This is a genomic window from Paenibacillus sp. JT31N7, from assembly GCF_059692095.1.
The window spans coordinates 183,526-198,895 of record NZ_JCAUAT010000007.1; the positions used below are offsets into that span (position 1 = coordinate 183,526).

General features: G+C 52.2%; 12 protein-coding genes. 1 reads left to right on the forward strand and 11 read right to left on the reverse strand.

What is annotated here, in order from left to right; translation table 11 throughout:
* Positions 1-13: 13 nt before the first annotated feature.
* From AC58P5_RS24230 to AC58P5_RS24280, 11 genes are all read right to left on the reverse strand, one after another.
* Complete coding sequence (locus AC58P5_RS24230; protein ID WP_497391185.1) at positions 14-790, reverse strand: DNA and RNA helicase; 777 nt, start codon at positions 788-790, stop codon at positions 14-16.
* 26 nt (positions 791-816) lie between these two features.
* Positions 817-3,468, reverse strand: coding sequence for an Hsp70 family protein (locus AC58P5_RS24235; protein WP_497391187.1), 2,652 nt, complete (start codon positions 3,466-3,468; stop codon positions 817-819).
* Between the two features lie 22 nt (positions 3,469-3,490).
* Positions 3,491-4,186: an iron-dependent peroxidase gene (locus AC58P5_RS24240; RefSeq protein WP_497391189.1), complete on the reverse strand. Its 696-nt coding sequence runs from the start codon at positions 4,184-4,186 to the stop codon at positions 3,491-3,493.
* Positions 4,177-5,463: a normocyte-binding protein gene (locus AC58P5_RS24245; protein WP_497391191.1), complete on the reverse strand. Its 1,287-nt coding sequence runs from the start codon at positions 5,461-5,463 to the stop codon at positions 4,177-4,179. The genes AC58P5_RS24240 and AC58P5_RS24245 overlap by 10 nt, the downstream gene beginning before the upstream one ends.
* Positions 5,460-7,238, reverse strand: coding sequence for a serine/threonine protein phosphatase (locus AC58P5_RS24250; RefSeq protein ID WP_497391193.1), 1,779 nt, complete (start codon positions 7,236-7,238; stop codon positions 5,460-5,462). Before AC58P5_RS24250 ends, AC58P5_RS24245 begins: the two co-directional genes overlap by 4 nt.
* Before the next feature lie 46 nt (positions 7,239-7,284).
* Positions 7,285-8,130, reverse strand: a complete 846-nt coding sequence (locus AC58P5_RS24255; protein ID WP_497391195.1) for a PP2C family protein-serine/threonine phosphatase — start codon at positions 8,128-8,130, stop codon at positions 7,285-7,287.
* On the reverse strand, positions 8,130-8,666 hold the full coding sequence (locus tag AC58P5_RS24260; protein WP_497391197.1) for an FHA domain-containing protein: 537 nt from the start codon (positions 8,664-8,666) through the stop codon (positions 8,130-8,132). Before AC58P5_RS24260 ends, AC58P5_RS24255 begins: the two co-directional genes overlap by 1 nt.
* 69 nt (positions 8,667-8,735) lie before the next feature.
* Positions 8,736-9,314 (reverse strand): FHA domain-containing protein, encoded by a 579-nt coding sequence (locus tag AC58P5_RS24265; protein WP_497391199.1) that lies wholly within the window; start codon positions 9,312-9,314, stop codon positions 8,736-8,738.
* 168 nt (positions 9,315-9,482) lie between these two features.
* Positions 9,483-9,914, reverse strand: coding sequence for a DnaJ domain-containing protein (locus AC58P5_RS24270; protein ID WP_497391201.1), 432 nt, complete (start codon positions 9,912-9,914; stop codon positions 9,483-9,485).
* 190 nt (positions 9,915-10,104) lie between these two features.
* The gene (locus AC58P5_RS24275; protein WP_009675650.1) at positions 10,105-10,530 is read right to left on the reverse strand and encodes a hypothetical protein; all 426 of its coding nucleotides are present in this window, start codon (positions 10,528-10,530) and stop codon (positions 10,105-10,107) included.
* 119 nt (positions 10,531-10,649) lie between these two features.
* Complete coding sequence (locus AC58P5_RS24280; protein ID WP_218230876.1) at positions 10,650-12,818, reverse strand: transcriptional regulator; 2,169 nt, start codon at positions 12,816-12,818, stop codon at positions 10,650-10,652.
* A gap of 567 nt (positions 12,819-13,385) precedes the next feature.
* On the opposite strand from AC58P5_RS24280, the gene AC58P5_RS24285 reads away from it, so the two are divergent.
* Positions 13,386-15,302 carry a vWA domain-containing protein gene (locus tag AC58P5_RS24285; RefSeq protein ID WP_497391204.1) on the forward strand — a complete coding sequence of 639 codons (1,917 nt, stop codon included), beginning with the start codon at positions 13,386-13,388 and terminating at the stop codon, positions 15,300-15,302.
* The last annotated feature ends 68 nt before the right edge of the window (positions 15,303-15,370 follow it).

The window sequence follows — 15,370 nt, forward strand, 5'->3', positions numbered from 1 at the left end:
TCTTCTTTCTGGATTAATCCACGATCATCCGTTGAGGCGCCCCGAATCTTCCTCCGGGCACCGGGCGGCCCCCGCTCCCCGCTTCCTCCAGAATCCGGGACAAATGGGTGTGGATCTGTTCATTGGTATAAGGCTTGTATTCCCTGCCCATCCGTACCGCCAAGTAATGAAGAATCGCCTCCCGGTCAACGGGCTGCATACTCAGGCACTGCATGGCGAAGGCAAAATCCTGGGTGCCGGAAGCCCGGCTTTTCAACATTTCTGCCGCAAAATGCCGCATAATTTCCGGGTGAAGTGTATTCTGCCGGAAGCCCGCATATTGTGCATGAAGCCGGTTAAGCGTGTTGTACTCGGTCGCCAAGTCCGCGAAATTGCGGTAGTCCGAGCGCAGCCTCGCTCCTTCCTTCAACTTGAACCGCGCCAGCTCGAGTTCCCCGGAGGAGCCTGATACGTACTCGTCCAGCAAGGGCTCGGCCCGGCAGACGGTAAAATCGCCCTCGGTTTCGGCAGGATGGAACCGGATTTTCAATACGGTCTCCCGCCCCGTGGCCGCGTAGGGAAGCTCAATTTCACGAGTCAGCGTGTAGATGAGCCCTCCGTGCTTAACCATTCCGGGTCCGATGCACAGACTGTCTTCGCCAACCCGGATTTCGGCCCCGGCTACGATACCGTCTGAATAATCCCTGAAAAACAAATCCGTCAGCTCGTGAGGGTAATCCCTCAAATTTTCAAGCATTTCCGTTTTCAAAATCCGCCCTTTGGCGAAATTCGGATAGGTACGGGTAAACATGAACACCCCCCTTTCGTCCGCGCTTCTTACTTCAGGCCGTCGAAGAAATCAATTTCCGACAGATCATTTTCAAAGGCAAAAAAACGTTTGGCGCCCAAATACAGCTGTTCCTGGCGGCGCGCTACCGGCACTACGTGGAACCCCCAATTTTGGCCCCCTCCGAAGACGAAAAATTTCACTTCTTCATTGACGATGGAATCGGTCTCGTCCTGAGGAATGTTGCGGCCGTAAGTCTCCGCGATGTCTTCATAGAGCACGGGTTGGAAGCTGTCGGGCCGGCTCGGGTAGCTGTATTTCTGCCGGAGCTTCCCGTTCATATCTTTGAGGCAGAACTCGATCTCGGCGGCTCCCCAAGGTCTCGAAATCGAGCCTTGCGCGGTATTGACGCGGTCCAGCGTGCTGATCAGCACCTTTTCGCTGCGGCTGTGCGTATAAGCCGTGACCGCGTAAGGGATAACGGCGGCCTGATGCGTCACATGAGTCTGGATGATTCCGGCCTTCTTGTCTCCCAGATAACGGATAGCGCCTCTCAGACAAGCCAGCTTCAAATCCGGCACTCGATCGGTTTCGCCTGCCTTTTGCGTAAATTGAATGGTTCTGCCAGGCACAAATTCTTTCAGCGCTTCCCGGAAGACATCGATCCGGCAGGACTGGCCCGTCAGCTTGATGATGGAATAAGTCTGCAGCTCGCCGCTCTGGTAGAAATCTTCCAGAAACTTGCGCACAATTTCATAAATGTCCGCTTTAATCAAATGATTAACTTCCTGAATGGTGAACACCACATCCGGGAATTCATACCGGTCCTTGAACCTCCCCTGCTCACGCACGGACAAATACCACCGGTCCACTCCTGTGATTTTGAGGTCATGCTCGCGGACATCTCCGCTGCCGGAGTGAAACCGGTTCCTCAAGATGCCGGTTTTGCGGAAAAACTCCGTCTTCATGTTCTCCGCCATTTCCCACAGGAAATGAGAATTGTTACGAACCCGGTTGTAATCCTCCCGGGTATGGCTGCCATACTCCCGGAAACGGGTAGGAAGCAGCAGTTCCGCTTCCCTGTACCGTTCTTCCAGCCGTTCGTATACCGACGCCACCCCAACCTCGTCGACATGCCGGAAAACATCTCCGCTCGGAATCCCGATAAGACTGTCGATGTCCGTCACTGTTTCGCCGCAGCTGTAATATTCGGCGAACACGATTTTCATGTACTGCATGATGCGGTAAGTCAGGTTATTGCCCCCGAAGTTGGTGTCGCCGTTCTCATACGTAGTCTGGACGTCAAGCTTGTAAGACATATGGCCGTCCTCGATACGGAACCGGCAGGAGGACAGGTCCGTCGTGCCTCCGCCGCAATCGATAACGAGAGCTTTGTAGGTTTCTCCGTCTTCAAAGCGGTTCTGCTGGAAGCCGTCCGCGATCGTGTTGTAAAGGACAGCCATCCCTTCATCCAGCGAATCTTCCGTTTCCAGACGGTATTCCGGCATAATATCCGTATACATGTCCAGGAACTGGGCTTTGAGCTTGACCGGGCTGGACATATGCAGATTCCGGAAGCGGCATTTGAACTGATGCTCGGCAGTCTCGATAATATAAGCGAGATAGGCGCGGATAATATCGCTTCTGCGCACATGCGTGCTGTTGCCGTTCGCATCGCTTACTTCCTCGGATCTCGCGTAATCGTTCACCCACCGTTTGATCCCGTGAAATACGGTCGCCTGCGTGCCGGATCCGAGTTTCTTCCGGTATAGAAGGGCTTCGTGTCCGAACTGGTACCGGGGATTCAAAGGATCGGAACAATCCGCCACGCGGACGACCGTCGGCAGAAGCTCGATCCATTGACCGTCCGGGGCGGCCGGATCGGGGAACGCCGCGTAGTTAATCGCATCGAGCCGGACCGTTCCGTTCAGGAGGTCCTGGCTGCATGGCGTTTGAACGTACGCACCGTCGAGATAAGCCCCCGCCGTCGTATTGGAGGTGCCGAAATCGATGGCCAATACGGCTTCCGTCAGCTCCGGCTCCCGGATTTCCAGATCGGCTGCCGGCAGGCGGCAGTAATGCAGATTAACCGGGGGCAGGGGCTTGTTCTGGTGGTAGATCCGGTACAAATAATCGGAGTCGTGCCGGCTGAAGAAGAGCAAGCTGTAGTTGCGGTTGGCCGAGCGCTTCAGATAGGCGTCCCGGTTCCTCGTCAGACAGAATGTACCTGGCTTCGATACACTTTGGACCACATTCAGTATGCCGCACAGCTCCATCTGCTCATTTACAAGGAGGGCGTTCGTTCCCGAGAAAGAGGCGGCCCCCTCCAGCCTGCAGCCGTCCCGTTCATCGAGACGAAGTCCCTCGTAGAGCGTGATTCTGGCCGGGACTTTGGTGCCCCTCTCCCCTAAAGGCGTACGCAAATAGCGCCGGATCGCCGTCTGCAGCCGTTCTTCGCCGCCCGGAACCGGGCTTCCGATCAACAGGCATTCTTCCGTCCCCCTGTATTTGAGGATAGTGGCGATGAAGCCTTCACGGTCCAGCGTATTGGCGAACCCTTCAATCAATTTCTCTTTGCTGCAAATGGCCCGGAGCTGGTACGTCGTCATTTCCGTCAGCTCCTCACGGCTGTAGCGCACGGCGCCCGGATCGGCTATTCTATCCTCCGGATGTTGATACAGCCTATATGAGTATCCGTTCATCGTTGTCCTCCTTCACGGCTGGTCAATACATCGCAATGCGGTCCAGCCGCATGGTCTCTTCTACGCCCAATATGCCGAAATGCCGGTTCCAATACAGCTCCGTGTGAAAACGGACGGGGAGCAGCAGATCCAGCAGCAAGCTGATTTTGGCCCGGCCGGATTCATTCTCCTCCTGGTTGATATAGAAAAGAAGCTCATTCTTCTCTTCGCAATTTGCATAAATAGTGGACCCGGGGAACAAAAGTCGGGCGGTCCGCTTCAATGTAAAGAGCGCATCCCCGGTCTGAACCGTCTGCAGGACACTTGCCGCCACAATATCCTGCTCCTCCTTGCCGCACCTCTGAAAGTTCCGGCGCACCTTGTCTCCGAAAATCCCGGCTTCTATGTCACGGCGGACAAACCGAATGTAAAATTCCCTTTTGTTCATTCCTTGGAGCAGATCGATTTCGCCCAGAAAATGAATGAGAATATCGAACAAGGCACGTCTGAATTCCGGGTACTCCGTGTAATTAATATCGAGCATCCCCCGGAACATCTCGTCAAAACGGTAGAACGGATTAATTTCGACCTGTTTCTCGACATGACTTGCGTTCATATGTTCCAGGCTCAGCTCCATATACGGGGAATACACGGAAGCGGCGGAAAATTGAATGTCTTTCTTGTCCAGACCGCACTGCTCAGCCCGGATCAACAGATCCCATATGTAATTCAAACCCATACCCCTTCGCATGTGTATTCGGGCAGGTACATTTGAACCTCCGACACGACAAAGCTCATAAAGTCGTTTCTTATAAACTCATCCCCTCCGAACGACCGGCCGGGCCGAAAGCTCAGACGCAGCGCCGCCTTGCCGCTTGACGCCCGGACCTGGTCACTGATGAAAGGGTTCATTTCGTACGTAACTGCCGTTGAATCGGCTTTGTCCACGATCCGGGTATCCTCCAACGTCAAATATTCGGAAGCTTCAAGGGAATGCACAATCCTCGCCACTTCCCCTTTGGAGCGCACAATCACGGCCTGCTTTCGTGCATACTTGCCGACAAAACTGCTGGCGCAGCGGTTTGAGACAAGTGCGTATTGAAGTCTCCCGATCTGGATATCAACCGGTTGTACAACCTTCAGCACGTTCCAGACTCCGGCTTTCTCTTGCGGCGAAACGATCGTCAGCTCTTCCCCGGATCGTTTGATGTACCGGATATCGTCCGTGTGCCCATCCACCAGATATCCGTGCTCCATCCCCGTTTTCCTCAGTGACAGAACATGTTCGAAATTAACTTTGTCTGAAGCGGGAACCGGAAACCCGCTGTTCTTGATCTCAAGCCGTTCCATATTCCAAAGCGGAATCCGGTCCGTCCGCTTGTAAGCTTCGAACTCTTCCAGATCCACTGAAATTTCCGTAACGGTCTCATCTTCACCGGGTAATTCGGCGCATTCCGTCAGGACGACGTCGATAAATTTATAGGCAAACGGATGGTTGATGGTCCGCCATGGAATGCCATTTTTCAGGAAGATCTGATACAGATTCTCGATCTCTTTGATGTACTTCTCGCAAGGCCGAAGCGCTACTTTAATCGGATAAGTTCCTGAAAGCGTCTTGAGATGTCCGTCGAACAGCCTGCCGCTCTTCGTCAGTTCCCGGATCCGCACGGAATCACATTCCAGGAACAGAGAGATCAGCCGCTCTTCTCTGCCGTCCCTCAGCCCTTCGATGACGTGAAGCATATCAATCAAAGCAGTCTCCACATCCTCCGGGCACATGGGATACAAAAATTCATGGAGAGGGTCCCATTCATCCCGCGAACATAAGCTGGCATAAATATCAAACCGGCCTTCCCAATCTTCAATCTCGTCAAAAACCCGCTTTTCCAGCTGCCGGTTCATTTGCTCCTGATAGTCCACCAGATTGAGAAAAATCCCCGTCATTAACTGCTTGAGCATACGGCGCTGCTCCAAATCCTCCATTTTGTTCAGCCGGTCCAAAATAATATCCTTCATGCGGGGGGATTCCCTCCTTCGCCCTTAGCGGGCCGAGACTGCCCTTCTCCGCCGGTCGGCGACCCGGATGCTCCCGCCGACGAAGAAGGAGAAGATTGAACGGTTCCTTGTCCTCCTGCGGAGGGTGGTGTCTGCGGCTGAGCCGGCTGATTCGGTCCGGATGGAAGATCCCCCGATCCTTGACCCGGAAGAGCTTGTCCCCCTTGACCCGCAGGAGCTGCGGGCGGTGCCGCCGGGACAGGATTTTGCTTTTCCTCGGCTTTGGTAATCTTCCTCTCCATACCGAGCACCCGTTCCAGCATCTTGATTTCCTGATAAATCTCTTGGGCCGAAGCAAAAGCCGTGATCGCCCCGGCGTAGTCCTGGGCGGCCATGCTGCGGTCCCCTTTTTTGTCCAGCTTGTCCGCTTCAAGAAGCTTCGTCTCTTTCTCGAGGCCGGCGATCTTTTCCTGAGTCTCATCCAGCTTTCCCTTAATGAGCTTGTCCCCGTCCGGGAACGAAGCTTCCGCGGATGCCTGCTTCGCTTTCTGGTAAATCTCAAGAGCGCCTATGTAATCGAGAGCGGCAAACTTCTGATCCCCTTCTTTGACCGTATTCATTACAGCCGAATAAGCCTGGACACGCCCTACGCGCTCTTCCAGATGCTGAGGATTAAAATCGGCCTGATTTTTGATCTCGGACTGGGCTTTAGTAAAACTCGCTGAGGCTTTATCGTATTCCCCTTCCTTGAGGAAGGTGTCCCCGTCCACGATATACTGGGCGGCACGCTGTTTTTTGGTAAAAAGAACGGTGTGCACCTTATCTTTGATCTTCTGGGAATCGCTGCGCGCTTCGCTGTATTCCTTGAGCGCCTTGGCATAATCCCCCTCAGCCGCATAGTCGTCCCCGCTCTTTCCGTGCTCCAGCATGCCCTGGGCCGCTTCCGCTTTACGTGCGGCTTCTTTGGCCGCGTATACGTAGGCTCCGCCTCCGACCAACAGCAGGGGAATGAGAATCAGCGCGATCCGTTTGGCCCACTTCCGCTTTTTCCCCTTCACTTCTTTGTAGACTTTATTGGCATAAACAGCCGCCGCCGTATAGTTCGGAACCATCCGCTTCTGCCTGCTCAGAAGAACCTCTTCCAACAGATCCGTAAGCTCCGCCGGTCCTTTCGCTTCCTCAACGGCGTCCACCATCTCGGCGGATGCGACGTTTTCCCACATTCCCGGAGTGCTCATCAAGAGCACATCCCCGTCTTCCAGCATCATTTTCGGAGAGACGTACGGCTCAAACACATCCGGTTTGCCTGCATAATTCAGCAGGTTATGTCTTTCTTCATGCCGGTCCACGGCTTCGAGCGGAATACGTTCTTCATCCGCCCAGGATTGGGCCAGACTCTGGTCGCGGCTCCGTTCTACGAGCCTGCCTCCCCGGATCACATACAATCGCGCGTTGCCCGCAACGGCCCACACGATTCTTGTGTAGTCCGTCACGACGATCAGCACGCTCGCCTTAAGGCGGACCCGGCGGCTTTCCTCATTCAGCCATTCGCTGGCTTCCTGCATGGAGCGTTTAAGCCGGGCGGCCGACAAAGCGGGCTTATTCAAAAAGCGGGACAAAATACTGCGGACAACCATTTCCGCACTGTTTACCTCGCTGTCCGAATCAAGACCGTCCGCCAGCACCCAGCAAGCCATATCTTCAAGCTCGACAAAGGCAAAGTAGTCCCTGTTCTGCACAAAGGTCCCCGCTTCGGTAACGAAACCGGTCTTGAAATCGCTGTTTTCTTTTCTCATTCGTCCCCCGCTCCCTTTGGTCAAAACCTGTTTCCTTCATCCGGCTCTACCAGCCCTGCTCCAGAATGATGACCGTTGCATTATCCTGCTTATGAAGCCCCTTGGCTTCAATCGCATCGATCATGCCCTGTGCGGACTCCTCCGGCGAGCTGCTGCCTGTCAAGATCTGCTCCATTTCAACCTCTGTTAACGTGTTATACACCCCGTCGCTGCAGAAAATGATTTTGTCTCCTGTCTTTAGCCGGAACGGCGTCTCACTGATTTCCATGTTCTGAAACTGCTCATACCCGAGGTAGTTAACCAACTGTCTTCTCTTGGGATTGGCGGCCATTTCATCCTTTGTAATTTCACCCGACAAATATTTCTGCTCCAGCACGTTCTCATACGTATGTTTAGGATTAACGGGAAGAAACTCCCCTTGCCGGAAAATCAGAATCACGCTGTCACCGACTGCGCCCCAATACAGGCTATCCCCGTTGATGATTCCCGCCACAAGAGTCGTACCGCCCTGAGCCCCTCTAAGCTGTTCCAATATCTCGGAATTCACCCTGCGAGCCGTTTCGCTTAAAAAATAAGGGATATGCCGTACATCCTCCACATTCAAGAATTTCTTCAGGAACGTGGACACCGCAAGTGTACTGCACATTCTGCCGTTCGCCAGTCCGCTGATTCCATCCGCCAGTACGGCCAAAGTTCCAATGGCCGTTGTGGTGCTCGCGAAATAATCGTCCTGCTCGTTCCTGGCTCCGATGGTCTGTCCGTTCCCTATCCGTACCGCGGGCACTTCAGGCTTCCGCTTATTCAGCCGGCTCCGTACATATAGCATCAGCAAAATGAGGAGAATGGCAGCCCCGACAATCAGATACGGTGTTCCCTCTGATCCCGTCGGCATTAGCCGATCCCCGCAGCGGCCGTATTATTCCACTCGAAATGGGCTCCGCACAGCGGAATGAAAACAAATTTGCTCCGCCCGAGCTGGAGCAGATCATAAGCGGTCAATTCCACCGGCGAATAAACCGCCTCGTTATTGTGGTACGCCAATCCCGATGCATCTCCGGGCAGCAGATAAAAATTCCGCTTCTTCGGGTCGTAGACAATGACCGCGTGATTCCGTCTGGAAATCGCGTTGTCACCGATAATCCGGATGTGCATTTCTTCCGAGCGGCCAATAAAATTTTTCTCGGCCATGATGCGGTAATCTTGTCCCATCTGAGGCCCTTCGATGCAAACCAGCCATCCCGCAACCGGTTCAATGCCGGTCGTCTCCCCCAGAAACGGCATCGTCTTATCGTCTTCCTGCACTCTCTGCGGCCTCGATTCCTCGGCTCTTGAAGCCGGCGGTTCGACCACTACGCTGCAGTAAGGGCACGTATTGCCATGTTTTCTGGTGCTGAACATGTGTCCATTGGCGCATCTTGTCAAACTCATCCTGTTCATTCCTCCGTTTGTCCTGTCGGATCGGCTGTCAGCTTCTTCTCCGCTTGCTCCTTATTTGCCTTATTTCACCAAAAGCCTCGTATTGGCTATGTATACAATATCTCCGACATCCAGCTTGTGAGGCTCCTCGACTTCTTGTTTCTCTCGGGGACCCCTGCCGCTTTTCTGGATGCCCACACCGCTTTCGGAATCGACGTCCTCAATAAACCACTGTCTGCCGCTGCGGTTTAACACGGCATGTTCGCTTTGGATCAGCGATGCATATTCGGCATCGGCCAGATCTATATCAACCTCGTTTTGACCGGAGCTTTTGCCGATCAGCAAGGATGTTTCCCCCTGGATATACCACTCCTTCACGCTTTCCCCATCCTCATTAAGCAGGACAAGCTTCGCGATCGCCTCCCGTTCCGGCCTTTCTACCGGCATACGGTAGTATACGAACCCCAGAACGGACAGCCCTACCGCCATAAGAAGACTGACGAACATTTTCAGCGTATTGTCGGTATTGATAAAATAGACATAAATCAAGACGGCTGCCGCCAGCCCTGCAATGAGTACGTCCAGTAGAGTAATCCATCCGGATTTTCTGCCTTTCACGCCGGTTTCCCCCATGTCCCTCGCATTATTGCGTACCAACATTCGCGCCATCGGGAACGCAAAAAAGTTCCCTTCCTGACGGCAAGATGTCTCCGACACATCCCATACACCGTAGAAGTGGAACATACTGCTTCATTGGCACCCGCCAGCTTCTTCACCAGAGGGGCATCCCGCAAGCCGACTTTGCTTACGCGTTGTTACCGAAGCAGACTACTTCTTCTTCGCATTGAAGAACCGGTTAAAGAGGTCTGTCGTATCCATCGGATTTTTCTGAGATGGTTTGGCTTCCCCGCCTCCGGCTTTGCCGGCAAAACCGAAAAAGCGCTCAAAATTCTTTCTTACGTCGTTTGGATCAAATTCAGCCTGCTGCGCTCCGGCACGGCTGCTAGCCGCTTTTTCATGCGAGCCCTTGCCGCCGTTCCCTCGCCGATCCTGTCCGTCGAGTTTATGATCGTAAGCGTTTCGCGACGCTCCATCCTCCAGCGTCTGGTACGCTTCATAGATCTGCTTGAACTTGCGCTCCGCATCCGGATTGCCTGGATTAAGATCCGGATGGTACTTCTTGGCCAGCAGCCTGTACGCCTTCTTGATCTCCGCTTGAGGAGCGTTCCTTGCCACGCCAAGCACCTGGTAATAATCCATTCTGCCCTCGTCCCTGCACATATGAGATAAACCTCTGCCAAGGTCTTCCGAAAATAAACGACCGCGGTGTAGAGGTAGGTTTATTCGCTAATCAGGATCGCTTTCCGATGCATAGATGGCCGGAAAATTCCGGAACAGAATTCAAGAGGCGCAACGCCTCTTAAATTCTGTTCCGATGAACGGCCGGAATTTATACGGAGTAGCCGCCTTCGACTTTCGCGAATTCGGTTTTGTCCTTCTTCTGCTTAATAAACAGGCTGAAACTTCCAACACCTTCGGTGTCTCCGAAATTCTCGGTGTAGTCCACTACGAAAGCATTCGGGAAATAAATCTTACGGACAACTTGGTCAGCCGCAATGACTTCAAGCGTCACTTTTCTGTAGCAGTCCGCTTTCTCGGCCGGAACCAGCGACCACAGACCCAGCTTCAGCGTGTCATCCGCGCTGTCGCCGTCCGTAGCCGTAATAATTTTGCCCGAGATTCGGAGCGTTGCCCCTACATCGGTCGATCTTGCGTTGGAATCGTTTGGCGTGTCGGTATCGTAAGTCACCGTTTGAATGTTATCCATGCCCAATTCGAATGTTTCTGCGCCTTCTACTTTAAGTCTGAAACCCATTTGTATTACCTCCTTGAATTTGGTTGATAAGGTTCCCGGCAGCAAGGATTGCTTACGGGATTTATGTATAAAGGCAGGTATGGGAAACCATGCCTTTAACATACGCTTTAGTGCGCCGATCATACTTTGACCGGCGACGTACCCTTCGTGATCGTCACTTCCAGGTTCTTCACGTTGCCGTTAAATACAAGATCGATATGGCACAGGTTGCTCTTGTCGTCGATGATGTAGCTCATATCGTCTCCGTCCTGAATGATCGAGTTTACGAATCCCCGGGTACCGAGCCATTTGCTTTTCTGGCTGCTTGGATTGTTGCTGAAAAATTTAACAATGTTCTCATGCTTGAAATCACCGGTCTGGAAACGGAGAATCCGTTCTATGTAAGTACTGACCAGTGTTTTATAAATGGAATCGAATCCGTCTTCCGCCATCGCAAGACTGCGGGCCTTATACACGGTAATTCGTTTGATATCCCGGTCCTGAAGCTGGGCATTCTCCGAAGAGAAAATGAATCCGAAATTTTTGCGGTTAATGGCATCCTTGATGTTGTTGGTGAAGCCGGATATTTCCTTGGCCATCGTGGACACGGCCCGCAGGCTGTGATCGCCCGCCTCAATATCGAAGCGCACGCCCGGATAGTCTCTGCTGACGCTCTTAAACTGTTCCCGCAAATATTCCGGGCATTGGTAGGCGGAAACCAGGCCGGCCGCCACGTAACTCGCGCCGATATAAACGCCTTCGATCCACAGTTTCAGAATGTCTTCCTTCTCCTGGGACAGACGCGCTCCGTCTTCGGTATGCAGCATACGGCTGTCGATCACCACACCCGACTTGTCTTTCGGGATAATGGTAAAGTTCGGAACGCACGGGACAGCAAACTCGCTGTACTCTTTGCGGACAAGCACGCCGCATTTGTCGATATACTTATCGATTCCCGCTGTCGCCATGCTGTTGAAGGTGGTGTCTTCACCCGATTCGAAGCTGAAGAAAAGCTGCACTTTATACTCCTTAAGCACCTGGAGCAGCATGGACAGCGATTCCATCGTATTCCCGTCAGGCTTCATAACCTTCTCATTGCCCTTGAAACGCTCCCGGCTGACTTTGACTTTGCCGGCCGTTTCGAGTTCAACGGAAGGCACGATGCCAAACCAGATCGTATCGCTGAAATCGTTCTTGGAGTTGACTGTGTTGAGGTAGGTCTCCAGACGCGGAATATTGCTGCTCTTCACCGTCATGTCCAGCTTGCTGTTCGTCACGAGCAAAGTAGGCTGCATGCCTTTGTTCTTCGTGGCGTACTGTTCGAAAAACATTTTGACGCCCAGTATCTTCTCGACGAGAGGCTTTACCGTTTTGACGAAGTCGTCCTTCGCGTTTTTGTAGAATTCCAGATAGGTGTTGTAGTTCTGCACTTCCGTCTCCACATCCACGGTGCTCTGCACAGCGGGAAGCGGGCAGAACGTGCGGACAACCAGATCCTTCACATAACCCGACGGCGTTTCCGTGATCGATTCGTAATCTTCCTCGAACACCGAAACGAGCTCGTTGGAGCTGTTATCGTCGAGCAGCATAAGTTCCGTGCTTCCGCTCTTCGGCGCCTCGATGATTTTGAGCTCGCCGTTATTGCCGATCGTCAGCATACCGATCTGGAAGGCCTCCGATTTGTTCTCTTCCTGCGCACTGCCGAGAAGAAGCCGGGTTTTGATATCCTCGATAGCAAGCGGAAGCATCGCCATGACGTTGTTGTAGTTCTTGCTCGCATCTTCGAACATCCCGTTGAGCTTGTCACCCAGATCGAATTTCTTCGGATCACCTTCGTCCAGCTTTTCGTACTGTCCGTATAAATAATGGATTTCTTTCCGGACCTGGCGGATATCGTCCATCACTTTTTTTGGGGAAATCATGTCGAGCAAATTCTCGAACTTAAAATCCACATTGGGGATACCCTGGCTGCGTTTGGTGTCGATCAGGGTGAAGAGCATTTTAAGAAAATCATTGTTCTGGTCGATCCTGATTTCAGAGATGGCGTCGTCCGCCAATCCTTCCGGCTTCTTTAACGTGTACATCACTTTCTGATTAGCCGCATTGTAGAAGGAGTAGACCGTGGGAGAAAATTTGTCGAGAAACTCGTCGAAATTACGTACAAGCAAATGCCTGTTGATTTCCTTGATTTTGTCATCGCTCAAGCTGTCAATGGCTTTGACATCTCCTACGATAGTCACTAGGTCTAATTTCTCAGGATTAATCTCCTCAAAAAGCATCGTTCGGTTCGTTTGATTGATAATGTCCATAGCGGTCAGCGGAAAGTTTACCTGATCAAGGCCTTAAGCAAGGCTTGTTTAATGGCGAAACAGTAAACCTGCCGCCCCCTCCTTCCTGTGAGTTTAGAACTAGTTTCTTCTAATTAAGTAGTTATAAAGAACTATTTATGTAAAAACATAACTCCACATTCCGAAAATGTAAAAATATCCGGTATGTGACTTTAGAAGTAATCATAATGATGCGTATTATAATTTGTCAATATTTATTAATATAGGGATAGAACACCTTTTATATAAGTAAAAACGTTGCTTAAAAATAAAAATTTACTTTTTTTATCCACGATCTAACATTTTTTCTTTTCAAAGCCGATGAACTATTTTGAGGAATAAAAGAAAAAATGACAATTATTTGTAATTTATAAGGAAATTAGTCCGATATCTCTACAAAAAGGTGATGTCATGTCTCTCGTTCGCAAGCTTATTCGCTCTAAAAAATGGCTCCGAGCCGCGTTACTCGTGTCTCTGGTTGCAGGACTGTGGATCTATCCCGGGCTACTTTTTGCTGCAAAAGTGGAAACTCCTCAAGAGCTTGATGCCATGTTTGTGCTGGACACGAGCTTTTCCATGAATGAAACAGACAAAGACGGCATTGCAGCCGAAGTGGTCAAAATGTTCATGGATCTCGAGGGAACCAGCCATTCCCGTGTCGGCTACGTAGCCTACAACGATAAAATTGTCTCTTCGCTTCCGCTTTCGGACCTCGGATCGAGCGAACGCTCCAACGCCTGGAAATCAACACTGGACGGAATCAAAAAACGCGGATACTCCGATATGGGGCTTGGTCTGCGTAAAGCGGCCGAGCTATTGGAAAACGGTTACGATCCCGACCGGAAGCCGTTCCTTATTCTGCTGTCCGACGGGGGGACCGACTTCGGCAAGCACACGAGCGGAAGAAACGCGGACATTTCGGGCCGGGACGTGGAAGACTCTATCGGCATCGCCAGAAAGCTCGGCATCCCGATTTATACCGTGGGATTAAACAGGGACGGATCCGCCCGTAAATCGGAACTGGAAAACATATCCGCCGAAACCGGGGGCACCTCTTTCATGGCGGGCAGTGCGGATGATTTGCCGGAGATTTTCAATCTCATCTTCGCCAAACAATTGCAATCGTCCCTTATTTCCGTATCCGCCGTCTCGGCAACGGGCGAGCTTCAAGAGGTAACGGTACCCGTTGCGAACTCAAGTATAAGCGAGGCAAATCTTATTCTCTTGTCTCCGAACCCTTTAACAGAGGCACAGGTCTATTCCACCTCCAAAAATGTGCGGCTTTACAAGTCGGACAATTACACGCTTTTGAAAGTGATCGAGCCCCAGAAGGGCAATATGAGGGTCATGTTCCGGGGGAAGCCGGGCGATCTTGTGAAGGTAAATCTTCTCGCGGGCTATAAGCTCCAAGCAGGGGTTGAAATACCTGAGGAAGCGCAGAAGGGAGTCGCCTCTCCCTTCACAGCGCGCTTGTATCATGCCGACGGTAAACCTCTTGGGGATTCGGACCTATACGACTCCATCAAAACGGAACTAGTCGTGACAAATCCGCAAAAGAAAACAGAGGAGCGCTTTCCGTTTAAGCAGGCGGGAAACGGCTTCGAGCTTGCACATATTTTCCCGGCGGCAGGTACTTATTCGTGGAAAATCGTTATGACCGCCCCTGATTTTTACCGGGAAACCACGCCGGCCGAGCTGAAAGTGCTCAATACCCCGCCCGAAGCGAAACACGGAACGATCAAAATCAGCAGGGAGGACGGCGAACAGAAAATTGACCTCGGGGAATACTTCCATGACACGAACGGGGATAAACTTACGTATTCCATCTCCGCTGATGACGGCCGGAAATCCGTGGAAGCCAAACTCCAAGACGGCTTCCTGCTCCTAAACCCTCTGGGCACCGGCGATAGTGAACTGCGGGTTACGGCAACCGATGAAGAGGGCGCGAGCGCAATGGCAGCCTTGGCCGTAACAGTCGTTTCGATATGGACGCTTATTACGAAAGTCCTGCTCGGAGTAGCGGCCGCCGCAGCTTTAGGCGCGATTCTTTACTTCACGCTTCGTCCGAAACCTAAATTCACGGGACGCCTGGAAGGTTATTTTCTGCAGACCGCCAGCGGCAATGACATCCCGGTAAAATATTGGCCGCTGACTTCTTTCGATACGCGGAGCATCAGTCTACAGGAGCTGTTCCGCAGCCTGAATGTGAGCGAATCGCTGCCCGAGGCTGACCGCATCTTCTTCGAGGCACGTAAGGACGGCAGCCTCCGGTTCCGTCACAGCACACGCTGTTCGGTACAGAAAGGCTCATCTCCGCTAGGCAAGAAGCAGAAAGAAAAGCTGGAATACGGGGATAAGCTTTACATCACTTTCGAAGACGGAGTTACGGAGATCGAACTTCGTTATAAAGCCGTGAAGGCCAGTTATCAGCCGCAAACCCAAGAAGCGCAAACCGCCCGGATCTAAACGGACGGGTTGCGCTTCTCGAAATTCGGGAGCAAGCTGCGAGTCATGAGGATCGGCTTTCATTGATG

What these genes read in the sequence shown, in the direction of transcription:
- AC58P5_RS24255 (WP_497391195.1), bottom strand. Translation starts at nt 8,130, where the DNA reads ATGCCGACGGGATCAGAGGGAACACCGTATCTGATTGTCGGGGCTGCC.
- AC58P5_RS24260 (WP_497391197.1), bottom strand. Translation starts at nt 8,666, where the DNA reads ATGAGTTTGACAAGATGCGCCAATGGACACATGTTCAGCACCAGAAAA.
- AC58P5_RS24230 (WP_497391185.1), bottom strand. Translation starts at nt 790, where the DNA reads ATGTTTACCCGTACCTATCCGAATTTCGCCAAAGGGCGGATTTTGAAA.
- AC58P5_RS24240 (WP_497391189.1), bottom strand. Translation starts at nt 4,186, where the DNA reads ATGGGTTTGAATTACATATGGGATCTGTTGATCCGGGCTGAGCAGTGC.
- AC58P5_RS24270 (WP_497391201.1), bottom strand. Translation starts at nt 9,914, where the DNA reads ATGGATTATTACCAGGTGCTTGGCGTGGCAAGGAACGCTCCTCAAGCG.
- AC58P5_RS24265 (WP_497391199.1), bottom strand. Translation starts at nt 9,314, where the DNA reads ATGTTGGTACGCAATAATGCGAGGGACATGGGGGAAACCGGCGTGAAA.
- AC58P5_RS24235 (WP_497391187.1), bottom strand. Translation starts at nt 3,468, where the DNA reads ATGAACGGATACTCATATAGGCTGTATCAACATCCGGAGGATAGAATA.
- AC58P5_RS24245 (WP_497391191.1), bottom strand. Translation starts at nt 5,463, where the DNA reads ATGAAGGATATTATTTTGGACCGGCTGAACAAAATGGAGGATTTGGAG.
- AC58P5_RS24275 (WP_009675650.1), bottom strand. Translation starts at nt 10,530, where the DNA reads ATGGGTTTCAGACTTAAAGTAGAAGGCGCAGAAACATTCGAATTGGGC.
- AC58P5_RS24280 (WP_218230876.1), bottom strand. Translation starts at nt 12,818, where the DNA reads ATGGACATTATCAATCAAACGAACCGAACGATGCTTTTTGAGGAGATT.
- AC58P5_RS24285 (WP_497391204.1), top strand. Translation starts at nt 13,386, where the DNA reads ATGTTTGTGCTGGACACGAGCTTTTCCATGAATGAAACAGACAAAGAC.
- AC58P5_RS24250 (WP_497391193.1), bottom strand. Translation starts at nt 7,238, where the DNA reads ATGAGAAAAGAAAACAGCGATTTCAAGACCGGTTTCGTTACCGAAGCG.